This is a genomic window from Pseudanabaena yagii GIHE-NHR1, assembly GCF_012863495.1.
GTDB classification, from domain to species: domain Bacteria; phylum Cyanobacteriota; class Cyanobacteriia; order Pseudanabaenales; family Pseudanabaenaceae; genus Pseudanabaena; species Pseudanabaena yagii.
In genome coordinates this window covers 150,957-168,107 of record NZ_JAAVJL010000001.1, presented here as the reverse complement: position 1 = coordinate 168,107, position 17,151 = coordinate 150,957, and the positions used below count along the sequence as shown (strand labels likewise).

The 17,151-nt window shown below is 41.7% G+C and carries 17 protein-coding genes; 8 read left to right on the top strand and 9 right to left on the bottom strand.

Annotated elements, in window-relative coordinates; genetic code table 11:
- Window positions 1-92: 92 nt before the first annotated feature.
- From HC246_RS00790 to HC246_RS00780, 3 genes are all read right to left on the bottom strand, one after another.
- On the bottom strand, window positions 93-887 hold the full coding sequence (locus HC246_RS00790) for a TatD family hydrolase (RefSeq protein ID WP_169361729.1): 795 nt from the start codon (window positions 885-887) through the stop codon (window positions 93-95).
- 213 nt (window positions 888-1,100) lie between these two features.
- Complete coding sequence (locus HC246_RS00785; RefSeq protein ID WP_169361728.1) at window positions 1,101-1,493, bottom strand: AbrB family transcriptional regulator; 393 nt, start codon at window positions 1,491-1,493, stop codon at window positions 1,101-1,103.
- A 608-nt stretch (window positions 1,494-2,101) separates the two neighbouring features.
- Window positions 2,102-2,305 carry a hypothetical protein gene (locus tag HC246_RS00780; RefSeq protein ID WP_169361727.1) on the bottom strand — a complete coding sequence of 68 codons (204 nt, stop codon included), beginning with the start codon at window positions 2,303-2,305 and terminating at the stop codon, window positions 2,102-2,104.
- Window positions 2,306-2,393: 88 nt separating this feature from the next.
- On the opposite strand from HC246_RS00780, the gene argC reads away from it, so the two are divergent.
- The 4 genes from argC to thiL all read left to right on the top strand — a co-directional run bounded on the left by argC (window position 2,394) and on the right by thiL (window position 4,973).
- A complete protein-coding gene (gene argC, locus HC246_RS00775; RefSeq protein WP_169361726.1) occupies window positions 2,394-3,452 on the top strand; it encodes an N-acetyl-gamma-glutamyl-phosphate reductase in 1,059 nt (352 codons plus the stop codon).
- 73 nt (window positions 3,453-3,525) lie between these two features.
- Window positions 3,526-3,726 (top strand): DUF6888 family protein, encoded by a 201-nt coding sequence (locus HC246_RS26805; RefSeq protein WP_225902975.1) that lies wholly within the window; start codon window positions 3,526-3,528, stop codon window positions 3,724-3,726.
- Between the two features lie 20 nt (window positions 3,727-3,746).
- Window positions 3,747-3,929: a DUF6887 family protein gene (locus tag HC246_RS00770; protein WP_211167588.1), complete on the top strand. Its 183-nt coding sequence runs from the start codon at window positions 3,747-3,749 to the stop codon at window positions 3,927-3,929.
- Between the two features lie 30 nt (window positions 3,930-3,959).
- The gene (thiL, locus tag HC246_RS00765) at window positions 3,960-4,973 is read left to right on the top strand and encodes a thiamine-phosphate kinase (RefSeq protein ID WP_169361724.1); all 1,014 of its coding nucleotides are present in this window, start codon (window positions 3,960-3,962) and stop codon (window positions 4,971-4,973) included.
- A gap of 34 nt (window positions 4,974-5,007) precedes the next feature.
- On the opposite strand, the gene HC246_RS00760 is transcribed toward thiL, so the two are convergent.
- Window positions 5,008-5,898 (bottom strand): ferritin-like domain-containing protein, encoded by an 891-nt coding sequence (locus HC246_RS00760; protein ID WP_169361723.1) that lies wholly within the window; start codon window positions 5,896-5,898, stop codon window positions 5,008-5,010.
- Window positions 5,899-5,987: 89 nt separating this feature from the next.
- Here HC246_RS00760 and bioF point away from each other — a divergent pair, with 89 nt between their 5' ends.
- Entirely contained in the window at window positions 5,988-7,154 is a 1,167-nt protein-coding gene (bioF, locus tag HC246_RS00755; protein ID WP_318655886.1) for an 8-amino-7-oxononanoate synthase, read from the top strand.
- A gap of 168 nt (window positions 7,155-7,322) precedes the next feature.
- Here bioF and HC246_RS00750 read toward each other — a convergent pair whose 3' ends face one another.
- The 3 genes from HC246_RS00750 to HC246_RS00740 all read right to left on the bottom strand — a co-directional run bounded on the left by HC246_RS00750 (window position 7,323) and on the right by HC246_RS00740 (window position 12,132).
- The gene (locus tag HC246_RS00750) at window positions 7,323-9,920 is read right to left on the bottom strand and encodes a putative bifunctional diguanylate cyclase/phosphodiesterase (RefSeq protein WP_169361722.1); all 2,598 of its coding nucleotides are present in this window, start codon (window positions 9,918-9,920) and stop codon (window positions 7,323-7,325) included.
- Window positions 9,901-10,794, bottom strand: coding sequence for a FecR family protein (locus tag HC246_RS00745; RefSeq protein WP_169361721.1), 894 nt, complete (start codon window positions 10,792-10,794; stop codon window positions 9,901-9,903). The genes HC246_RS00750 and HC246_RS00745 overlap by 20 nt, the downstream gene beginning before the upstream one ends.
- Window positions 10,795-11,058: 264 nt before the next feature.
- On the bottom strand, window positions 11,059-12,132 hold the full coding sequence (locus HC246_RS00740; RefSeq protein ID WP_169361720.1) for a hypothetical protein: 1,074 nt from the start codon (window positions 12,130-12,132) through the stop codon (window positions 11,059-11,061).
- 170 nt (window positions 12,133-12,302) lie between these two features.
- Between HC246_RS00740 and HC246_RS00735 the strand changes: the two genes are divergently transcribed.
- Entirely contained in the window at window positions 12,303-13,073 is a 771-nt protein-coding gene (locus HC246_RS00735) for a type IV pilin-like G/H family protein (RefSeq protein WP_169361719.1), read from the top strand.
- A gap of 17 nt (window positions 13,074-13,090) precedes the next feature.
- Here the strand turns inward: HC246_RS00735 and HC246_RS00730 are convergent, their stop codons facing one another.
- Both HC246_RS00730 and HC246_RS00725 read right to left on the bottom strand, forming a co-directional pair.
- A complete protein-coding gene (locus HC246_RS00730) occupies window positions 13,091-13,867 on the bottom strand; it encodes a potassium channel family protein (protein WP_169361718.1) in 777 nt (258 codons plus the stop codon).
- A gap of 77 nt (window positions 13,868-13,944) precedes the next feature.
- The gene (locus HC246_RS00725; RefSeq protein ID WP_169361717.1) at window positions 13,945-15,279 is read right to left on the bottom strand and encodes a TrkH family potassium uptake protein; all 1,335 of its coding nucleotides are present in this window, start codon (window positions 15,277-15,279) and stop codon (window positions 13,945-13,947) included.
- Between the two features lie 519 nt (window positions 15,280-15,798).
- On the opposite strand from HC246_RS00725, the gene HC246_RS00720 reads away from it, so the two are divergent.
- A complete protein-coding gene (locus tag HC246_RS00720; RefSeq protein WP_169361716.1) occupies window positions 15,799-16,473 on the top strand; it encodes a glutathione S-transferase family protein in 675 nt (224 codons plus the stop codon).
- The gene (locus tag HC246_RS00715) at window positions 16,473-17,093 is read left to right on the top strand and encodes a 2-hydroxychromene-2-carboxylate isomerase (RefSeq protein ID WP_169361715.1); all 621 of its coding nucleotides are present in this window, start codon (window positions 16,473-16,475) and stop codon (window positions 17,091-17,093) included. The genes HC246_RS00720 and HC246_RS00715 overlap by 1 nt, the downstream gene beginning before the upstream one ends.
- Window positions 17,094-17,151: the final 58 nt, after the last annotated feature.

The window sequence follows — 17,151 nt, the reverse complement described above, 5'->3', positions numbered from 1 at the left end:
TCAATTTTAGCGGTTTGTTGAGTGAGCTTACGAGTGCCGCTCAATACAAACTCCGTTTAGAAAGGTTGCTTGGCAACCTTTCTAAACCCATCTTATGCAAGCGAAAACAAAGTAAAAGCGTTATTTGTGGTTTGTTCAGCGAGAGTGACTAACTCAACATTTCGTAACTTAGCGACGTGCTCAGCAACATGTAGGACATAGGCAGGTTCATTCCGCTTGCCACGTTTTGGTACTGGTGCGAGAAATGGGCAATCGGTCTCTACTAAAAGGCGATCGCTTGGCACAAATTTTGCTGACTCATGCAAGTCATGGGCATTTTTGAACGTTACTACACCACTAAAACTGATATACATCCCCAGATCTACAAACCATTGTGTTTCCTCTGGATTCCCCGCCCAGCAATGCATTACACCACGAATTGGTTCTTGGGGCGCTTCGGCATTAATTTCTTGCAATACTTGACGAGTCGCGACTGAGGCTTCACGCGAATGAATAATCACGGGCAAATTTAGCGATCGCGCAGTGCGTAGTTGCGATTTAAAGGCTTCGATTTGAGCAGCTTCATTATCTGACTTAAAAAAATCTAAACCAGTCTCGCCGATCGCTACTACCCTCGGTTCACTACTAGCTAATGACTTAATGCGATCGCCAATTTCAGGATGCCAACCCGTTGTATTCAAATTTTTATCTAACGGATGTAGCCCAACCGCTAGGCTGACTTCAGGAAATTGATCGGCGATCGCTTGCAGTTGGGGAAATTCATCAGGGCTAACACAGGAATGTACGAGTTTGGTGACACCATTACTCAACCAGCGATCGCGCACTGCATTGAGATCAGCCTGAAAATCTTTGAAGTTAATGTGCACATGGGTATCTACAAGCTGCATAGAAAGGAATCCTAGAAAGCAAAAGTTATATTAAAAATCAGAATAAATAAAAAAACGAGAAAATGAACTACTCCATATTAAGCAGTATCAATCTTCTCGCTTAGTTTTACTAGTTAAATAGTTACTTAAAATACAAGTCTAAGTTTTCTCATAAATATGATTTACAGACTATAAGCTTAAACATAACTTGTATATAGAAGTAGATCGATATATTTATTCTTCGCCATCTTCTGGTTGATCATTAGTCAACTGAATCAGATGGATATGCTTATATCCTAGTTTAATTTCAAACTCATCCCCTTCATTCAACCCCATTGACCTTGTATAGGTAGAACCAATCACGATTTGACCATTTTTATGAACGCTAACACGGAAAGTTGGTTCGCGTCCACGACCATCTTTATTCTGTTCAGGATTAATGGCAAAGCCTCTAGCAGCAAGCACTGCTTCATAAAACTCTGTCAAATTAACTCGGTCTACGCCATCTTTCCCCCTAGTGAAATAACCACATTTTTTGGCTTGTTCACGTTTAGGCAAGTTATTTAGCTCTTTTGCCTTTTGAAGGAGAGCCTTTCCTGTTAAAGGAGCAGTTACAGTGTCTGTCATAGGATTATCAGAAATTTCAAGGTTTCAAAATTGTAAATCTCTCTTTAAAACTAATAAGGAGTGATTTGACAAATTTGGTGGTTTTAATCTGTTTAAGAATTACTTTCTTATTGTCGTACATTTTTAAACATATTGGACAAAAATATTATCTAATACTTGAAAATAATTTTAGAAATATTAGGAGTTTTCCAAAATTATAACAAAATGAAATTATACAGATATAGGAAATGTATGGAAATACGAAAGAAATAATCCTAAGATTTAACCTATTTCTAACATTGATTATCACTATGTAAGGTTAGTTAGAGCGGTTAAACATATTTTCCCCTAATGATGACTAGTTATTTTCGCTAAATCTAGCATCAGATTCTTGGTCGTACTTTGTTAGGTTTTATTGATGTTAAATCACTAGGTGTGATTTCAAAATAGATAAGTAGGACAATGCTTTTAGCTAGTTATTTTTCTCAACTAATATCTACCCTGCCAAAACTTCACACGAATTAAAGTTATATTTCTTCACCCACTTAGGTGATTTGTCAATCTTGTAACAAATGTTCATTGCTATAATACCGAAATCTTGATCCAACGATTTTGAAAATTAAAGAGCCTCACCATATTCTCGGTACATTTTCATCACTCCAAGAAATTCCTGGGCTGAGACTAAGTTGCTGGACATGGAACCGAAAACTTGCAATTATGCATAAAATGTTTCTACATAAAGCATCTTTCCAATTTACGGTGATTACATAGGATGCAGATGCGTTATCTTTACACTGCATATCCTCGGCGATCGCAAATCCAGTATTTCCCAAACATGAATTGAGGTTAAATACTTGGCTTGTGCTAAGTTATTACCCCAAACTCGCATAGCATTTTTTAATATTTTGATGGAGTAAATTTATGAGCGCACAGAATCGTATCCCTGTAGGTATTATTGGCGCATCAGGTTACGGTGGCATCCAATTGGTCAGATTGCTGCTAGAGCATCCATTAGTGGACATTACCTATATGGGTGGAAGCGGTTCTGTTGGTCAAAATTTTGCGGATCTTTATCCACATATCTCCCATGCTGTAAATTTACCAATCGAAAATATCGAACCAGAAGAGGTCGCTGATCGCGCCCAAGTCGTGTTTTTATCATTACCAAATGGTCTTGCTAGCAAAATTGCTCCAAGGCTATTAGCTAAGGGCTGCAAAGTACTGGATCTATCTGCCGATTATCGCTTCACCGATCTGCAAGTCTATGAATCTTGGTACAAAGAGACACGCACCGATGGCGAGGTCAATTCTAAAGCTGTGTATGGTTTGCCAGAAATTTATCGCGATCGCATTGCTACTGCTAATCTCGTTGGTTGTGCAGGTTGTTATCCAACGGCAAGCTTATTAGCTTTACAACCTTTGCTCAAACAGGGATTAGTTGATCCTAGTACGATTATTATTGATGCTAAGTCGGGAACATCAGGTGGCGGTCGTCAACCGAAAACCAATTTATTGCTAGCCGAAGCTGACGGATCTCTGGGAGCTTACGGAATTGCAAACCATCGCCATACGCCAGAAATAGAACAGGTTTGTAGCGATCTGGCAGGTCAAGAGGTGCTGGTGCAATTTACTCCGCACCTAATTCCGATGATACGCGGCATTCTATCGACGGTATATGCCAAATTACGCGACCCCGGTTTAGTTAAGGACGATATTCTCACGATCTATAAATCCTTTTATCGCAATTCTGAATGGGTACAGGTATTACCCAAAAATATCTTTCCGCAGACGAAATGGGCTTTGGGTACAAATCTCTGCTATCTCGGTGTGGAAGTTGATCCGCGCACAGGTCGCGTCATTGTCGTTTCAGCGATCGATAATCTGATGAAAGGTCAAGCCGCCCAAGCGGTGCAATGCATGAATATCATGATGGGTTGGGAAGAATCATTAGCTTTACCTAAGCTAACTTTCTATCCTTAATATTCACAAGGACTTCGTCGTAAAATAAGAACTAGATTTTTGATAGCGCGGCGAAGCTGCGCTATCAAAAATGATGTTAATCCTGTGGAGTTTATTGATTTTGCCAACTTCTGAGCAAGGGATTATTTGCGTAATTTTATGTCAATCGTTAACAAGTACTTTTACGACTATTTTTTTAGTAAGATTGGACGAGCGAACAGGTAATGTATTTATACTAGCTGGGGATAATATAGAGATAGAGATTTATCGTAATGGTCTTTGGAGGTTCTTGTGATTAATCTAAATTTCAACACAATGACTAAGAAAGAATTACGAACTTATGTGATTAAGAATCCCAGTGATAGAGAAGCATTTCGGATCTTTGTCGATCGCTTTACGGTAAACACATCGTCAGAAATATTTGCGATGCCTCAGTCAGTAACCGATCTGCAAGAAATTGAGAATTTAATTAAGCAAAAACTGGAGCAGTCTTCTTAAGAAACTGCTCAGGGCTATCAATAGCTATAGATGACAGAAACGATTAAAAATTTAGGTGAGCAAGGATTGCTGAAAATCTTTCGGCAATATTGTAGTGAAGTTGTTGGCGATGATGCCGCACCGATGGGGGGGACTTTAACTGAGCATCAGATGGTCGTCACTACAGATATGTTGGTGGATGGTGTGCATTTTAGCGATCGCACTACTAGTCCTGAAGATGTCGGTTGGCGTGCTGCTGCCGTGAATTTATCAGATTTAGCCGCAATGGGAGCTAAACCTTGGGGAGTAGTCATGTCCGTTGGCTTACCATCTGATACCACAGTTGCGTGGATTGAAGGGGTATATCGGGGCTTTAGTGAATGTTTGCGAACCTATGGCACAGAGTTAGTGGGTGGGGATACAGTGCGATCGCCAATTCGGACTTTATCAGTGACGGCATTTGGACAGGTTCCCCAAAATCAAATTATCCAACGACATACTGCAAGAGTTGGTGATGCCATTGTGATGACGGGACTGCATGGTCTTTCTAAGGCAGGGTTAGAACTTCTGTTACACGAAAACTTGCAAGAGAAGTTATTGGCGAACTTAAAAATTGGCAATTGTATTTTGTCAGGAAAAGCTCTAGAGCAAGCAATTTGTCGTTACCATCAGCGTCCAACTCCTCGTTTTGATGCGATCGCCCTTTTACACAAACTGCTCAAACAACATAATCATTTAAAGGATTTCCCAATCTCAGGCATGGATAGTAGCGATGGACTTGCCGATGCGATCGCCCAAATTTGTCGCGCCAGTCAAGTTGGGGCGAAAATATTTTGGCGTTCATTGCCGATTCACCGCGCCATCCGCATTTTGGCAGGCGATCGCGCCTTAGATTGGGTCTTGTATGGGGGAGAAGACTTTGAACTTGTTTTATGTATGCCCTTTAAACTCGCCGAACCATTTGTCCATCAATTACCCAATTCAGCAATCATTGGCGAGATTATCGAAGGCAATCAAATTGATGGCTTAGAAATGCGATCGGCTTTTCAGCATTTTGCAACTTAAAAGAGAGTGGTGCAAAGCACCACTCTCTTTTGGACTAATAGGTTCCAGCCTTATGCGCTGTATCTTTGAGATTGGCATTAAAGAACATGGGAATAAACTTTTCCACAAAAGAAGAAGGGTCTTTTTCCCATGCTTTGCGAGCAAGTTCGATTCTTGTCTTTTGCAATTCAGGCGAGAATAGGGTCTTAGGCAGTTGATCGATGAGATATTGAGGACGTTGCCAGATTGGCAATGTATCGGCAATTTTCATCAAGTTCTCCATGCGGCGAACCTCAGCACCAGCAAGAACATCCATTCCTGATTCATAGGCAGCTTGCTCGATCGCAGCATATTTGCGCTTAGCGGTATCAACCTTGACATAGTGAGCTTCACTCTTTTTGGCAATTTCCGCGAGTTTGCGATTTCCCCAACGAACGTGAGCCACTTCTTCAGGGAGAATCTTTTCGATAGTTTCGCGAATCTTAATATTTTCAGAGGTTTGCTCTGCTTTTTGGAGCGATCGCACATGAGCTGCAAAGTACTCACAACCACGCTTTTCCGTGACATTGATCGCTGCTAAAGATTCAATGATGCCATCTTCAGGATCAGTCCCAATGGTTTCATAGCTAATCAATCGCTCAAACTCATCAATGTAGGAAGTCCCGGGGGGAGTACCAATATCTTCACCAAGATTATAGAGTAGATCGGTCAGCCAGAGTGCATGACGAGATTCATCGGCAATGTGGTGCGATAAATCTTTGATTAAATCCCGTGGCTTGCCATCTAGTCTTTCAATCAAGTCGGTAAGATCTTTGCAGCTACGTTGTTCACTATAGCGATAACGATTGATCGTTACCATGTGGATTTCACGCTGACGCACCACTTGATCAAGAATGTCTTGGGCGCTTAGCTGTCCACGAAGTTTGCGAGGATATGCAACAGTCATTTTTTAAACCTTGATAATAACGGTAGGATCAATGGCGCGATGCGTCACTTACTCCTTGCATCCAATTTTAAACTGATTTGTAAAGAAGTGTGAAGACCGAACCCATATCTACGCCCTACGACTGGCTCGATCGCAATTTAGCCTCAATCCATAAAGCTAATTGGTATCGTTCCACGCAAACGATCACCAGCAAGGCGGGAACGATCGCGACCATTGATGGGTGCGAAATGCTGATGTTTGCCAGTAACAACTATCTGGGGCTAGCTAGCGATCGCCGTTTGATTGAAGCTGCTATGAGCGCTACACAAATGTATGGCACTGGCTCGACGGGATCGCGCTTGGTGACAGGACATCTGGCTTTACATGAGCAATTGGAACAAGCAATCGCGGATCTCAAAAATACAGAAGCAGCTCTCGTTTTTAGCTCAGGCTATTTAGCAAATTTGGGAGCTATCTCCGCCATTGTCGGCGCACGCGATTTAGTTTTAGGCGATGCATATAATCATTCTTGTCTGAAAAAAGGAAGTTTACTTAGCGGCGCAAAGGCGATCAATTATTTACATCTCGATATCGCTGACCTTGCTGCCAAATTGCAAGAAAATCGCGCCAAATACCGTCGTTGTCTGATTACAACCGACAGTGTGTTTAGTATGGATGGCGACCTTGCCCCATTGCAGGAAATTATGGACTTAGCCGATCGCTATGACTGTATGGTGCTCGTCGATGAGGCTCATGGAACAGGCGTATTTGGCGATCGCGGTGGCGGTTTAACCAATGCCGTAGGAATTGAGCAGGAGCTAATTCAGGTGGGAACCCTGAGTAAAGCCTTGGGCAGTTTAGGTGGTTATGTCGCTGGTTCAGCAAAATTAATCGATTATTTACGCAATCGGGCGGCGACTTGGATCTATACCACAGCGCTTTCGCCTGCGGATACGGCTGCTGCGATCGCGGCGATTAATCTTGTCACAACCGAACCTGAGCGCCGTCAGCAACTTTGGCAAAATGTCGAATTTTTGAAACAGGGATTACAGGATTTAGGAATTCAGGCGATCGCTTGTGATTCTCCAATTATGGCGATCGAGTTTGGTGATATCGAATTAACGATGCAAATTGCCCAACACTTGCGTCACAATGGCATCTTTGCTCCTGCGATTCGTCCACCGACAGTACCAACTGCACGTATCCGCCTGACGTTGATGGCAACTCATACAACTAGTCAAATTCAGACCTTACTTCAATGTTTGGCAAGTGTTTAGGGACTTGCTATTAATTAAAGTACCTCTGGCTTCGGCTTCGCTCAGCCAACGTTAGCTGAGCGAAGTCGAAGCTAGATAACTTTGGTGGGACATTTTTTATCCGTAAGAGCCTTATCGCAAACCCAAAATATAAGTAGCGGCACTTCGTGCCGCTACTTATATTTTGGGTTACATGGAAGTTTGTAAAATCGCCTCGATTCCTTTGAGATCAAGGGGGCGAAACAGAAAAAATCCTTGACCATCGCCTTCTTGTAGTAAATCTTGCAAATAGTTTAACTGCGCTAGACTCTCAATTCCTTCTGCCACGATATGGGCATTTACACTTTGGGCGAGCGAGATAATTGCTTGAAGGATTTCTGTACCATTATTATCAGCATGAATATTATTCACAAAGGAACGATCTATTTTTAAGCCATCAAAGGGAAACTTGTGCAGATAAGCAAGGGATGAATAACCTGTCCCAAAATCATCGATGTAGATGTTAATGCCTGCTTGCTGCATTTTCCGAAGTACACTCACCGCAAAATTAGGATTTTCCATAATTGAGCTTTCAGTGAGTTCGATTTTTAGATATTGCGGCTCTAGCTCTATTTCTTGGAGCGTATTTAGACATTTATCTAGCACATCATCTTGGGCAAGTTGCTTCGGCGAAAGATTCACACTGATGGTGATATCCTTGGCGTTAGTAAAGCGTTGATGCCAAGATTTAAGCTGATAGCAAGCATTCCGCATAATCCAATCACCAATGGGAATGATTAAACCTGTTTCTTCGGCAAGGGGAATAAAATAGGTGGGAGAAATTAAGCCGCGTTGGGGATGTCGCCAGCGAATTAGGGCTTCTAGTCCCACGATCCGCATATTTTTTAGTGAGACGATAGGCTGATAGTAGATCAGAAATTCTTGATTTTCTTGATTTTGTGGATCTTGATTTTGCGGATCTTGAGCGATCGCTACGGCTTGGCGTAAATCTTTTTCTAACTGGAGTCTTTCAAGAACCCGTTCGCGCATGGAAATTTCAAACACTTTAGTGTATGAGTTGCCGAGCTTCTTGGCGTAAAACATTGCTGTGTCAGCATCTCGGAGAATAGTCTCAGGAGAAATCTGTTCCGCAGGTTTCTGTTCGCGTATTTGTTCATGCGTTGGCGCGATATCCCCTTGCTCAACTGGTGGCTCCACTTCATGGAACTTAATGCCAATATTTGCGGCAATCTCTATCTCATGACCTTGAAGGATAAATTTTTCTTGCAGTCTACTTTGAATGCGATCGGCAATATCGATCGCCAATTGCTCATTGGCTAAATTTTCTAAGAGAATCACAAACTCAGCACCGCCAAACCGCGCTGTTGAAGCGGTGATTGGAATGCAACTTTGTAAACGCTTACCCACCTCAACTAAGAGCAGGTTCCCAATCGGATGACCAAAGATGTCATTGATATTTTTAAAGCGATCGATATTAATCCATAGAACTGCTAATAGCCGATGCTTCACATTTGCGGGATAAGTATGTGGAGATAATGCTTGATCGAGAAACATGAGATTTTGTAACTTCTCTTCAATCAGGGCGCGATTAAATAGTCCTGTCAAGCGGTCATGGGTAGCATCATAGAAGATTTGAGACTTGGCGTAGTTGAGCGATCGCTGGACTTGCCAACGCTCTTGGAGAGCAATTACTGCATTTGTTAATAGCAACATCAGGATTGGTACAGCACTAATAATCCAATAGTTGAAATTAAAAGCAATCAAGGCGATCGCAAACCATAGCCCAGAAATTATGGAGGCACTAATGAATCCTAGCCAAAGATTGCGTCTAGGTAGCAGCAAACTCATACAAAAGCTGATTAATAGGGCAATGCTCCAAACATCTTGATTATTAGCAATTGTCAGTGAATTTTTTTGCAGGAGATTTTGCAAAAGCACCGCATGTAAATGTACCCCATTGGCTGGCGGATTGCGGTCAAAGGGAGTGACTAAGCCATCGATTCCTGAAGCAGTCACGCCAACTAAGACAATCTTATTGCGAAAGGCAGATGCAGGAATCTTGTCATCGAGAACATCACTAAAAGATATATGGGGAATATCTTTAATGCGTTTTGTCCAATTGATTGTTAGAGGTTGTCTCAGACTAGGTAAATGGGATAGAGCCGCAGTAGTCAACTCATAGGTTTGCAACATCGCCACACTTAAAGCAGGAATATCGTGAATTTGCAAATCCATTTGCCGCACAATCCCATCACTATCTTCACGTTTGAGAATATGCCCGATCGCTACGCCAGCATTACTTAGCTCATCCGTAGGTAATAGGGCTTCTCCCGACTTGTTCCAAGCCATAGATAGAACTACCCGTTGATAGCGACCTATAATCTCGGCAAGTTGTGGATCGGCGGGACTCGTTTCAGACCATAAAATATCAAAACCAATTACACTTGCTGCCTTTAGGCTCGGCTTTTGCAAAAGCTGTACATAGCGATTGCGTGTCCAAGGAAATCCCCCCAACTTACTAATACTGGCATCATCAATGGCAATAATCACAATCCGATCATCCCAAGGGCGATCGCCTCGCCAAGTCGTAAAACTGTTGTAAACCCAAAACTCAAGGGGTTGTAACGTCTGAAAGTAAACAAAGGGAATGATAATAACTATGGCAAATATGGTCGGTAATGCTCGCCAAACTAATCTCACTACACGCGATCGTATTCTCCCGAAACTACGATTCGTCCATGCTTTAGAGAATAGTTGCGAAATAAACTCAGAGAATTGGAATCTCATAGACTTGTATTTTTCCCTGAGGGGTTTCCACCGTTACATTCACTTTAAGGTTTGAAGTTGCTGGGAATTGTATCGAAAAATTACCATTACGATCTAGAGCTTGCTCCTGCCCATTAACTTTTACAGCATTAAAAGGATTTGTGTAACCTATGAATAAGATAGAACGCCCAGCCCCTGTTGATTGTCTAGTAATCACATAACTAAAACTGGCATCATTGCTAATGGGGACAGGACGAGAGGGCGGTTCTCCCACAACTGTCAAATTCTGAAATCCACCATTCACCATTTCTGTCCGTTTCTGAGCAGTAGTCGCGACACTACCCTCAAAGGTCGTAATGATCATATTGCCATTGGGTTTGGCAATTACAATATATTTAGTACCGCGTACCCCACTAATACCCGCAGGGGTCTGGATATTCAGTTGTGAGCCGCGATTGGTGAATTTGCGAATTTGTAATCTTGCTCTACCCCGCGAAACAAATAAATTGGTGATGCGACCGTTATCCGAGGCAAGTCGAAAGGAATTAATTTTGATGGTTGTGTTTTCGGCAACATAGATGGAACCCACACCTGTATCTACGCTCAAAATTGCCGAACTATTAGCACCTGTAGAGATTTCGTCGCTAGGAACTTGCAAGAGATCGCCTACTCTAGCGGGACGATTGGCATAGTTATAATAATTGCGATAGACAACGTTACCTGATACTTGATCCACCCGTAACCATTGATCGGCACGTACCTGAATACCCCCCTGAGCCTGCACATTTTGGTTATTTAGAGATGCAAAAAATATCCCTGACGCATCAAATAATAAGCCAACAACAGTAACTAAAACAAAGTTGATCGCTTTAAAATTTGTGCGTTTGGGAAGCATTTCAATATGGTCTAAAAGGTTAAATATAGAAAGCTACAAAAACTTACAGCGCTTTAAGCTCAGCCCTGAAGCAATTTTCTGAAAGTGCTACAAAGTAAAGTAACACTTTCAGGAAATTGCTTCAGATTCTTTTGATCGAAAATTGCTGTAGGAGAAAGGACTTAGCATTAAATCTATGTTACCCCCAAGGGCTACATTACTTTACATAAGTTAAGGATAGGCGGCGCTTTGCGCCGCCTATCCTTAACTTATGTAAAGATGGCATTAGACAGGACTATAGGCAGAGTCAGCCAGAAAATCACGTAAACGTCGAGAAATTAATTCACGACTACCCATTCTTCTTCCTAATTCTTTCTCTAATGCACCAACAGGAGTTAAGTTTTGAGGTGCACGGGGATCTCGAGTAGGGTGGGAGGCATATTGCGGAATTAAATAGGTACTTTGGTCAGCGATCGCCTTCGCACGTTCTAGAGGAATGCTCCCATCGAGATCGATGCGAATGATGCCATGCAAATCGTGGTAGCCCAATTTCTTGTAATTTAAATCTTTGCTTCCCGAGCGCAAGTACCAACTGAGATTAGAACCATTGCTATTAGAAATCCGAAAAATAGGTGTGCGTTCGCCAACTTTGAGCGATCGTAAGACTTGAGCATTTTCCCCTTTGAGATATGCCTTACCCATCGTTTTGACATAGCCAATCGTATCGAAGGGGGTTTGATAAACGCGATAGAGTAACGGTCCATCACGCACAATCAAGGTATTTTCTTTGATGAGTTCTTTATTTAAGGATAGTTCATTGGCAATGCGAAGCTCTTCATCAAGCATTGCACTTTGTACTATTTGTGAAGGCGTATCCGAATCATTATTACTACTCGTGAGACAGTAATCATATTTAAGCTCACCCCGACCACTCATCGGCGCTGGAATGATTGTGACAGGTGGATTTAAGTTACCCCCGATCGCAATAATCCGCTTAACCTCGGTGGCAATACATTTAGCACGGCTAATCGTTCGATCAACTAGAACTGCCCCTACGGAGATCGTTGCGAAAGCTCCATACAAAATCTCATCATCACGCCGACCTAGAAAATTAGCATCGATTCGCAACCTTCCATCGATAAATAAAAGCTGATTGGGAAGATCTGGCGCGATCGCATTACGGATTGGCTGCCAATCACTATTACCAACCTCGACTTCCGTATTAACCTTGTCACTAGTAGGAATCTCTTCAGGATTGATACTAACAGGGGCATCGTAGCCAATACTCCAAGGTTCTAGGCGAATGTTATATGCACTCCAAAAGTTTTCTGCTATTGGTTTGACAAGATTAGTAGTCATGCTGCTGTAAATTTTTGCGTAATTAATAGCACAGAATGAACATAATTAGGTAGTTTTTATAGCAAATTACAGCCCAATGCGCTGAATTAAAAACCAGAGAAATTTTTGAAAGAGCGGCTTAGCCATTCTTTCAAAAATTTCTCTGGGCTACTAAATGTATCTATATTTTTATGGCAAACTCTTCAATTAAAAGCTTAATTTCTCAATTTTGCTTAAATCCAATGCTGTTGGGAACGTTAGCGATATTAGCTAGTGTGGGACATCTTGCTGATCAAGCGATCGCGGAAACTCCCAAGCCTGTTAATTCATCACCAATCACGGGAACTTGGAAATTAACTCCTAATAATCCCAGCTTTTCGGTGAATTTGATGCCACCCTTGAAAATCATCATTACCCCAGAGGGCAAGTTGTTTGTCCAAGATCCATTACGGCAGGATGAATATACTGAGGTTGGCATCATCCGCAAGTCTTCTGATAATTCCTCTTTACCTCCTAATGCCAAAATTCTGCCTCCTCACTCTTCGACAAATCGAGCTAGAAATTCGGAGGCGAAAGCCTATGTAGGTTCTATGAATAGAGGACAACAAGCTCATTTCTTAGAGAAAGAGACTTGGAGCAAGAGTTTGCAAGAGCTAGGCATACCCATGAAATCGGAAACTGAGAATTATCGCTACAGTATTCAAGTAAATAAGGCGATCGCAACTGCTACCACAAAACCCTATACTGACGCAGGTATTGCTATTAATCTGGGCATTGCTAGAAAACCAAATTTAAAAAGCTATGTGGGTATTGTCTGGTTGCAAGATATTTCTGTTTCCAAGGATGTTACTTCCTATGCTAGTCTCTGTGAATCTATAGAACCAACGATGAAATTGCCACCTATACCTAAATGGGATGGACGAGAAATCAAGTGTCCTGAAGGCTATAAACCGATTTTCTAAAACCTTCTTTTAAAAAACTACTTGAGTTTCACCTCCGATGAGCGATGTAAAGGTAACTGAGTTGTGACCGATGTACCATCTGGATTAAACAAATCACAGGAAATGGGAAGGCGGCTAATATTTTTGTTGCTACCAATCACCACGATCGCTGAGCCTTTAGATAGTTTTTGAAGAGGATCGGGATTAATTTCAAACTTTTGACCTTGACTAACAGCAATTACATTCACCCCATAATGGCTGCGGAGTTTGAGGTCTAAAATTGTTTTGCCATCAAATTCTTCGGGAACCATCACTTCCACAATACTGTTGTCTGGATCTAGCTCAAATCGTTCTAAGATGCCTCTTTGCGTGAGCGATCGCGCCAAAGCACAGCCCATTTCCGCCTCTGGATAAACTACTAGATCTGCGCCAACTTTTTTCAGCAATGTCCCATGTACTTCTGATGAAGCCTTGGCAACAACATGATGAACTCCCGCCTCCTTGACATTTAGGGTTGTCACAATGCTCTCTTCTAAGAAATTACCAATAGCGACAATCACGGTGTCAATTTCTAAAATACCTGACTCTTTTAACGCAAGTGGATTAGTTGAATCTAGTTGAATGCAATGTGCTGCCAAATTTTCAGCCCTTAGTTGACTGACACGCTCCTCATCTTTGTCGGCGGCTAATACTTCATGCCCTAGGCGATCGAGTGTAAAACATACCGCTCGACCAAAACGCCCTAAACCGATGACGGCAAACTGTTTATTCTCAGGACGGAGACTCCGAAAAAAGCTTAACGACGAGATATCCACAGAAATTTCCTTGATTTTCTACTTTATGCCAAGTTAAAAAATGTCAGCGCCATTTTTTATTACAAACACTAACCAAATTATCCAACTAACATTGATTCTTGTGGGTACTTAATCAAGCTAGGTTTTGTATCGGTAAATATCGCTGCCATCAATAGTAATACGCCCACCCGACCGATATACATTGTCGCGATGATCACTAGCCGCCCTGCTGAGGATAACGAACTGCTAATGCCTGTGGATAGACCAACTGTGGCAAAGGCAGAGGTTGCCTCAAATAAGATGCTGATAAAGCTCATATTGCGATCGGTCAGTGATAGCAAACCTGTTGAGCAAATTACTGTAAATAGTGAGCCTACCGCCACACCAACCGCTTTCAAAATTAGCCCATTGGGAACTTGAAGTTTATAGAGATTAACTTGATCTCGACCTTGCAAAGCCGCACCTGTGCAACTTGCCAAGATTCTTGCTGTAGTAGTCTTAATCCCTCCTCCTGTACTCCCCGGACTTGCACCAATAAACATAAGGGCGATCGTGATAAACATCGCTGTTACGGTCATTTTGCCATTATCAATGGTGTTAAAACCTGCGGTACGAGTACTGACTGATTGAAACCATGCAGCCACAATTTGCTCAAATAGCGATAAATTACCAAGGGTGTCATTGTTTTGAAATTCGGTGAACCAGAAGGCGATTGTCCCAAATAGCAATAAAGCGATCGTCGTACTGGTCACAACGCAAAAAGTTAAACTGAATGAGATATAGTCACGATTGCGTGAAAGCTTTGTGCGGAGCCATAGATAACCTTCTAAAATCACCTGATAGCCAATTCCACCAAATATAATCAACAAACCAATAATGATGCTAACCATTGGGGTCTGAACATAGCCCATTAAGTTATCAGTAAACAGGCTAAATCCTGCATTATTAAAAGCATTCACACTATGGAAAATCGCCTGCCAGACGCTCTCATGAAAACTCATCTTTTGATTAAAGATCGGAATTAGGGCAAATACACCCGTTAGTTCAAATAACATTGTCACTGCAATAATGGACTTCACTAATTGCAGCCCACCACGAATACCGGGGGTATCTAAGGATTGCTGTAAGGTGATTTTATCTCGCAAGCTAAATTTACGACCAATCAGTAATAGCAGGATAGAAGTCGCAGTCATATAGCCCAATCCACCCACTTGGACTAAGCCCGTCAAAAATAGTTGTCCCCAAAAGGAATAAAATTTTCCCACATCAACGACCGAAAGCCCTGTCACACATACTGCTGAAGTTGACGTAAACAGAGCGGTAATTGGGTCTGTCCATGTGCCGTTACTAGAAGATATGGGCAGCATCAATAGAAATGTGCCAAATGAGATAACGGCTAAAAAGCCAAAACATATGGTTCTAGCAGGATTCACATTTATTTCTGTAAGTTACAGCATTAATTCTATAGCGATCGCTAGTTAAATTAACGTAAGTTTTGATATAGCCCGCATATGTTTAAGGCTGTAAGCATATCCTTGAGATAGTTGTCATCCCAACCACATTATGGCGTGTCATCAATTAAGCTAGATAACAGAAGCAGTGAGATAAATAACGCGAGTTCTGGATAATTTGAAATAGGCTTTGAGAGATGGTTTGCATAGCAAACCATCTCTCAAAGCCCCAAAGTAAAAGCCTTGCTATGCAAGGCTTTTACTTTGGGGCTTTTAAAATTTGCCAACTTAACCCGAACTGACGTTAATTCACTACCTTAATTACAAATCGCTCCCTTCTTTTTCTTGATTCATCTTTCATTTGTGCAACGCCTGCTTTGTTATGTAGAGAACATCTTTATTGCAAACCTATATGTCATCATTAAGACAAATCTACGGTAAACCGATAAGCAAACCGTAGTATTTCACCTAAAATTAATCAGCATCTTCTCAAATATTCCTATGACTGCATTACATCTTTATTTTGCGAAGGCTTCTACCTTTGCTCAACGTACTCGCGCAGTTCTATTAGAAAAAGGTATCGAATTTACCTCTACTGACATTGACTTCCAAAACAAATCCGCAGAATTTCTCAAGGTTTCTCGCTATGGCAAGGTTCCTGCCATTGTCCATAATGGTTTTGAAATTTACGAATCTGCGATTATCAACGAATATTTAGAAGAAGTATTCCCTGAACCTGCTCTCTTGCCTAAAGATGCTGGACAAAAGGCGATCGCCAGAATTTGGATTGACTATGCCAATACCCGTTTTGTCCCTGCTTTTGTAAAACTGTTGCGTGGTAAAACCGTCGAGGAGCAAGAGCAAGGAAGACGTGAGTTTATCGAAGCTTTGCTTTACATTGAACAGGAAGGTTTTGGCAAGTTCTCAGGTGAAGGTGCTTATTTCTTTGGTGAGCAGATCAGTCTAGTTGATATTAGCTTCTATCCTTGGTTTGAGCGCTTACCCGTGATCGAGCATTTCCGTAAATTTGAACTTCCTTCCGAAACCCCACGCATTCAGAAATGGTGGGCAGCCCTGCGCGATCGCGAGTCAATTAAATCTATAGCTAATTCTAAGGAATTCTATCTAGAGCGATTTGCAAAGATTTTAGGTGAAGTGGCTCCTGCTAGCAAGTAATGCAGTCACGTATTGATTTTTACTATGGTTTGGGAAGTCGCTATTCTTATTTAGCTGCTTCCCAAATTTCGCGTTTTGAAGCTAAGTTTGACTGTAAATTTATTTGGAAACCTCTATTTAGCGGAAGTTTAATCAATCTGAGACAACATAATCCATTTACGCATAGCTCTGGACAATATGATTGGGGCTATCGCCAACGGGATGCCAAACTTTGGGCTGATTATTATGGGATTCCTTTTCATGAGCCGAAGCTTAAAGCGATCGCACCTGAACTCTTAGCGATCGCGGTTTTAGCGGCGAATCGGCATAACTTACTGGAGGCATACAGCCAGATTTTGTTTAAGGCAATTTTTGCAGAGCAGCTAGAAATACAAGTAGACGTACTAGTGCAACTTGCTACTAGTTTAGGAATTCCTAAAGATGATTTTCAAGCAGCTTTGCGATCGCCAGATCTTCAAATTGAATTAGAGCAAATTACCCAAGAAGCTTCTCAGCGTGGCGCGTTTGGTGTTCCTACATTTTTTGTAAATGATGAAATGTTTTGGGGCAATGATCGCTTAGTTTTACTAGAGCATTATCTTGCTCAAACAGGTACACTGCCTCGCAGTGTACCTGTTTGAGTGCTTTTCAAATGAGAACACACTTTAAAACAAAAAATCAACCCCAGTAAGAGTTTTG

Excerpts from the sequence above, each read along its gene's own strand:
- HC246_RS00740 (WP_169361720.1), bottom strand. The coding sequence starts at position 12,132 with ATGACTACTAATCTTGTCAAACCAATAGCAGAAAACTTTTGGAGTGCA.
- HC246_RS00760 (WP_169361723.1), bottom strand. The coding sequence starts at position 5,898 with ATGACTGTTGCATATCCTCGCAAACTTCGTGGACAGCTAAGCGCCCAA.
- HC246_RS00785 (WP_169361728.1), bottom strand. The coding sequence starts at position 1,493 with ATGACAGACACTGTAACTGCTCCTTTAACAGGAAAGGCTCTCCTTCAA.
- HC246_RS00770 (WP_211167588.1), top strand. The coding sequence starts at position 3,747 with ATGACTAAGAAAGAATTACGAACTTATGTGATTAAGAATCCCAGTGAT.
- HC246_RS00745 (WP_169361721.1), bottom strand. The coding sequence starts at position 10,794 with ATGCTTCCCAAACGCACAAATTTTAAAGCGATCAACTTTGTTTTAGTT.
- HC246_RS00735 (WP_169361719.1), top strand. The coding sequence starts at position 12,303 with ATGGCAAACTCTTCAATTAAAAGCTTAATTTCTCAATTTTGCTTAAAT.
- HC246_RS00790 (WP_169361729.1), bottom strand. The coding sequence starts at position 887 with ATGCAGCTTGTAGATACCCATGTGCACATTAACTTCAAAGATTTTCAG.
- HC246_RS00750 (WP_169361722.1), bottom strand. The coding sequence starts at position 9,920 with ATGAGATTCCAATTCTCTGAGTTTATTTCGCAACTATTCTCTAAAGCA.
- HC246_RS00720 (WP_169361716.1), top strand. The coding sequence starts at position 15,799 with ATGACTGCATTACATCTTTATTTTGCGAAGGCTTCTACCTTTGCTCAA.
- thiL (WP_169361724.1), top strand. The coding sequence starts at position 3,960 with ATGACAGAAACGATTAAAAATTTAGGTGAGCAAGGATTGCTGAAAATC.
- argC (WP_169361726.1), top strand. The coding sequence starts at position 2,394 with ATGAGCGCACAGAATCGTATCCCTGTAGGTATTATTGGCGCATCAGGT.
- HC246_RS26805 (WP_225902975.1), top strand. The coding sequence starts at position 3,526 with ATGTTAATCCTGTGGAGTTTATTGATTTTGCCAACTTCTGAGCAAGGG.
- HC246_RS00715 (WP_169361715.1), top strand. The coding sequence starts at position 16,473 with ATGCAGTCACGTATTGATTTTTACTATGGTTTGGGAAGTCGCTATTCT.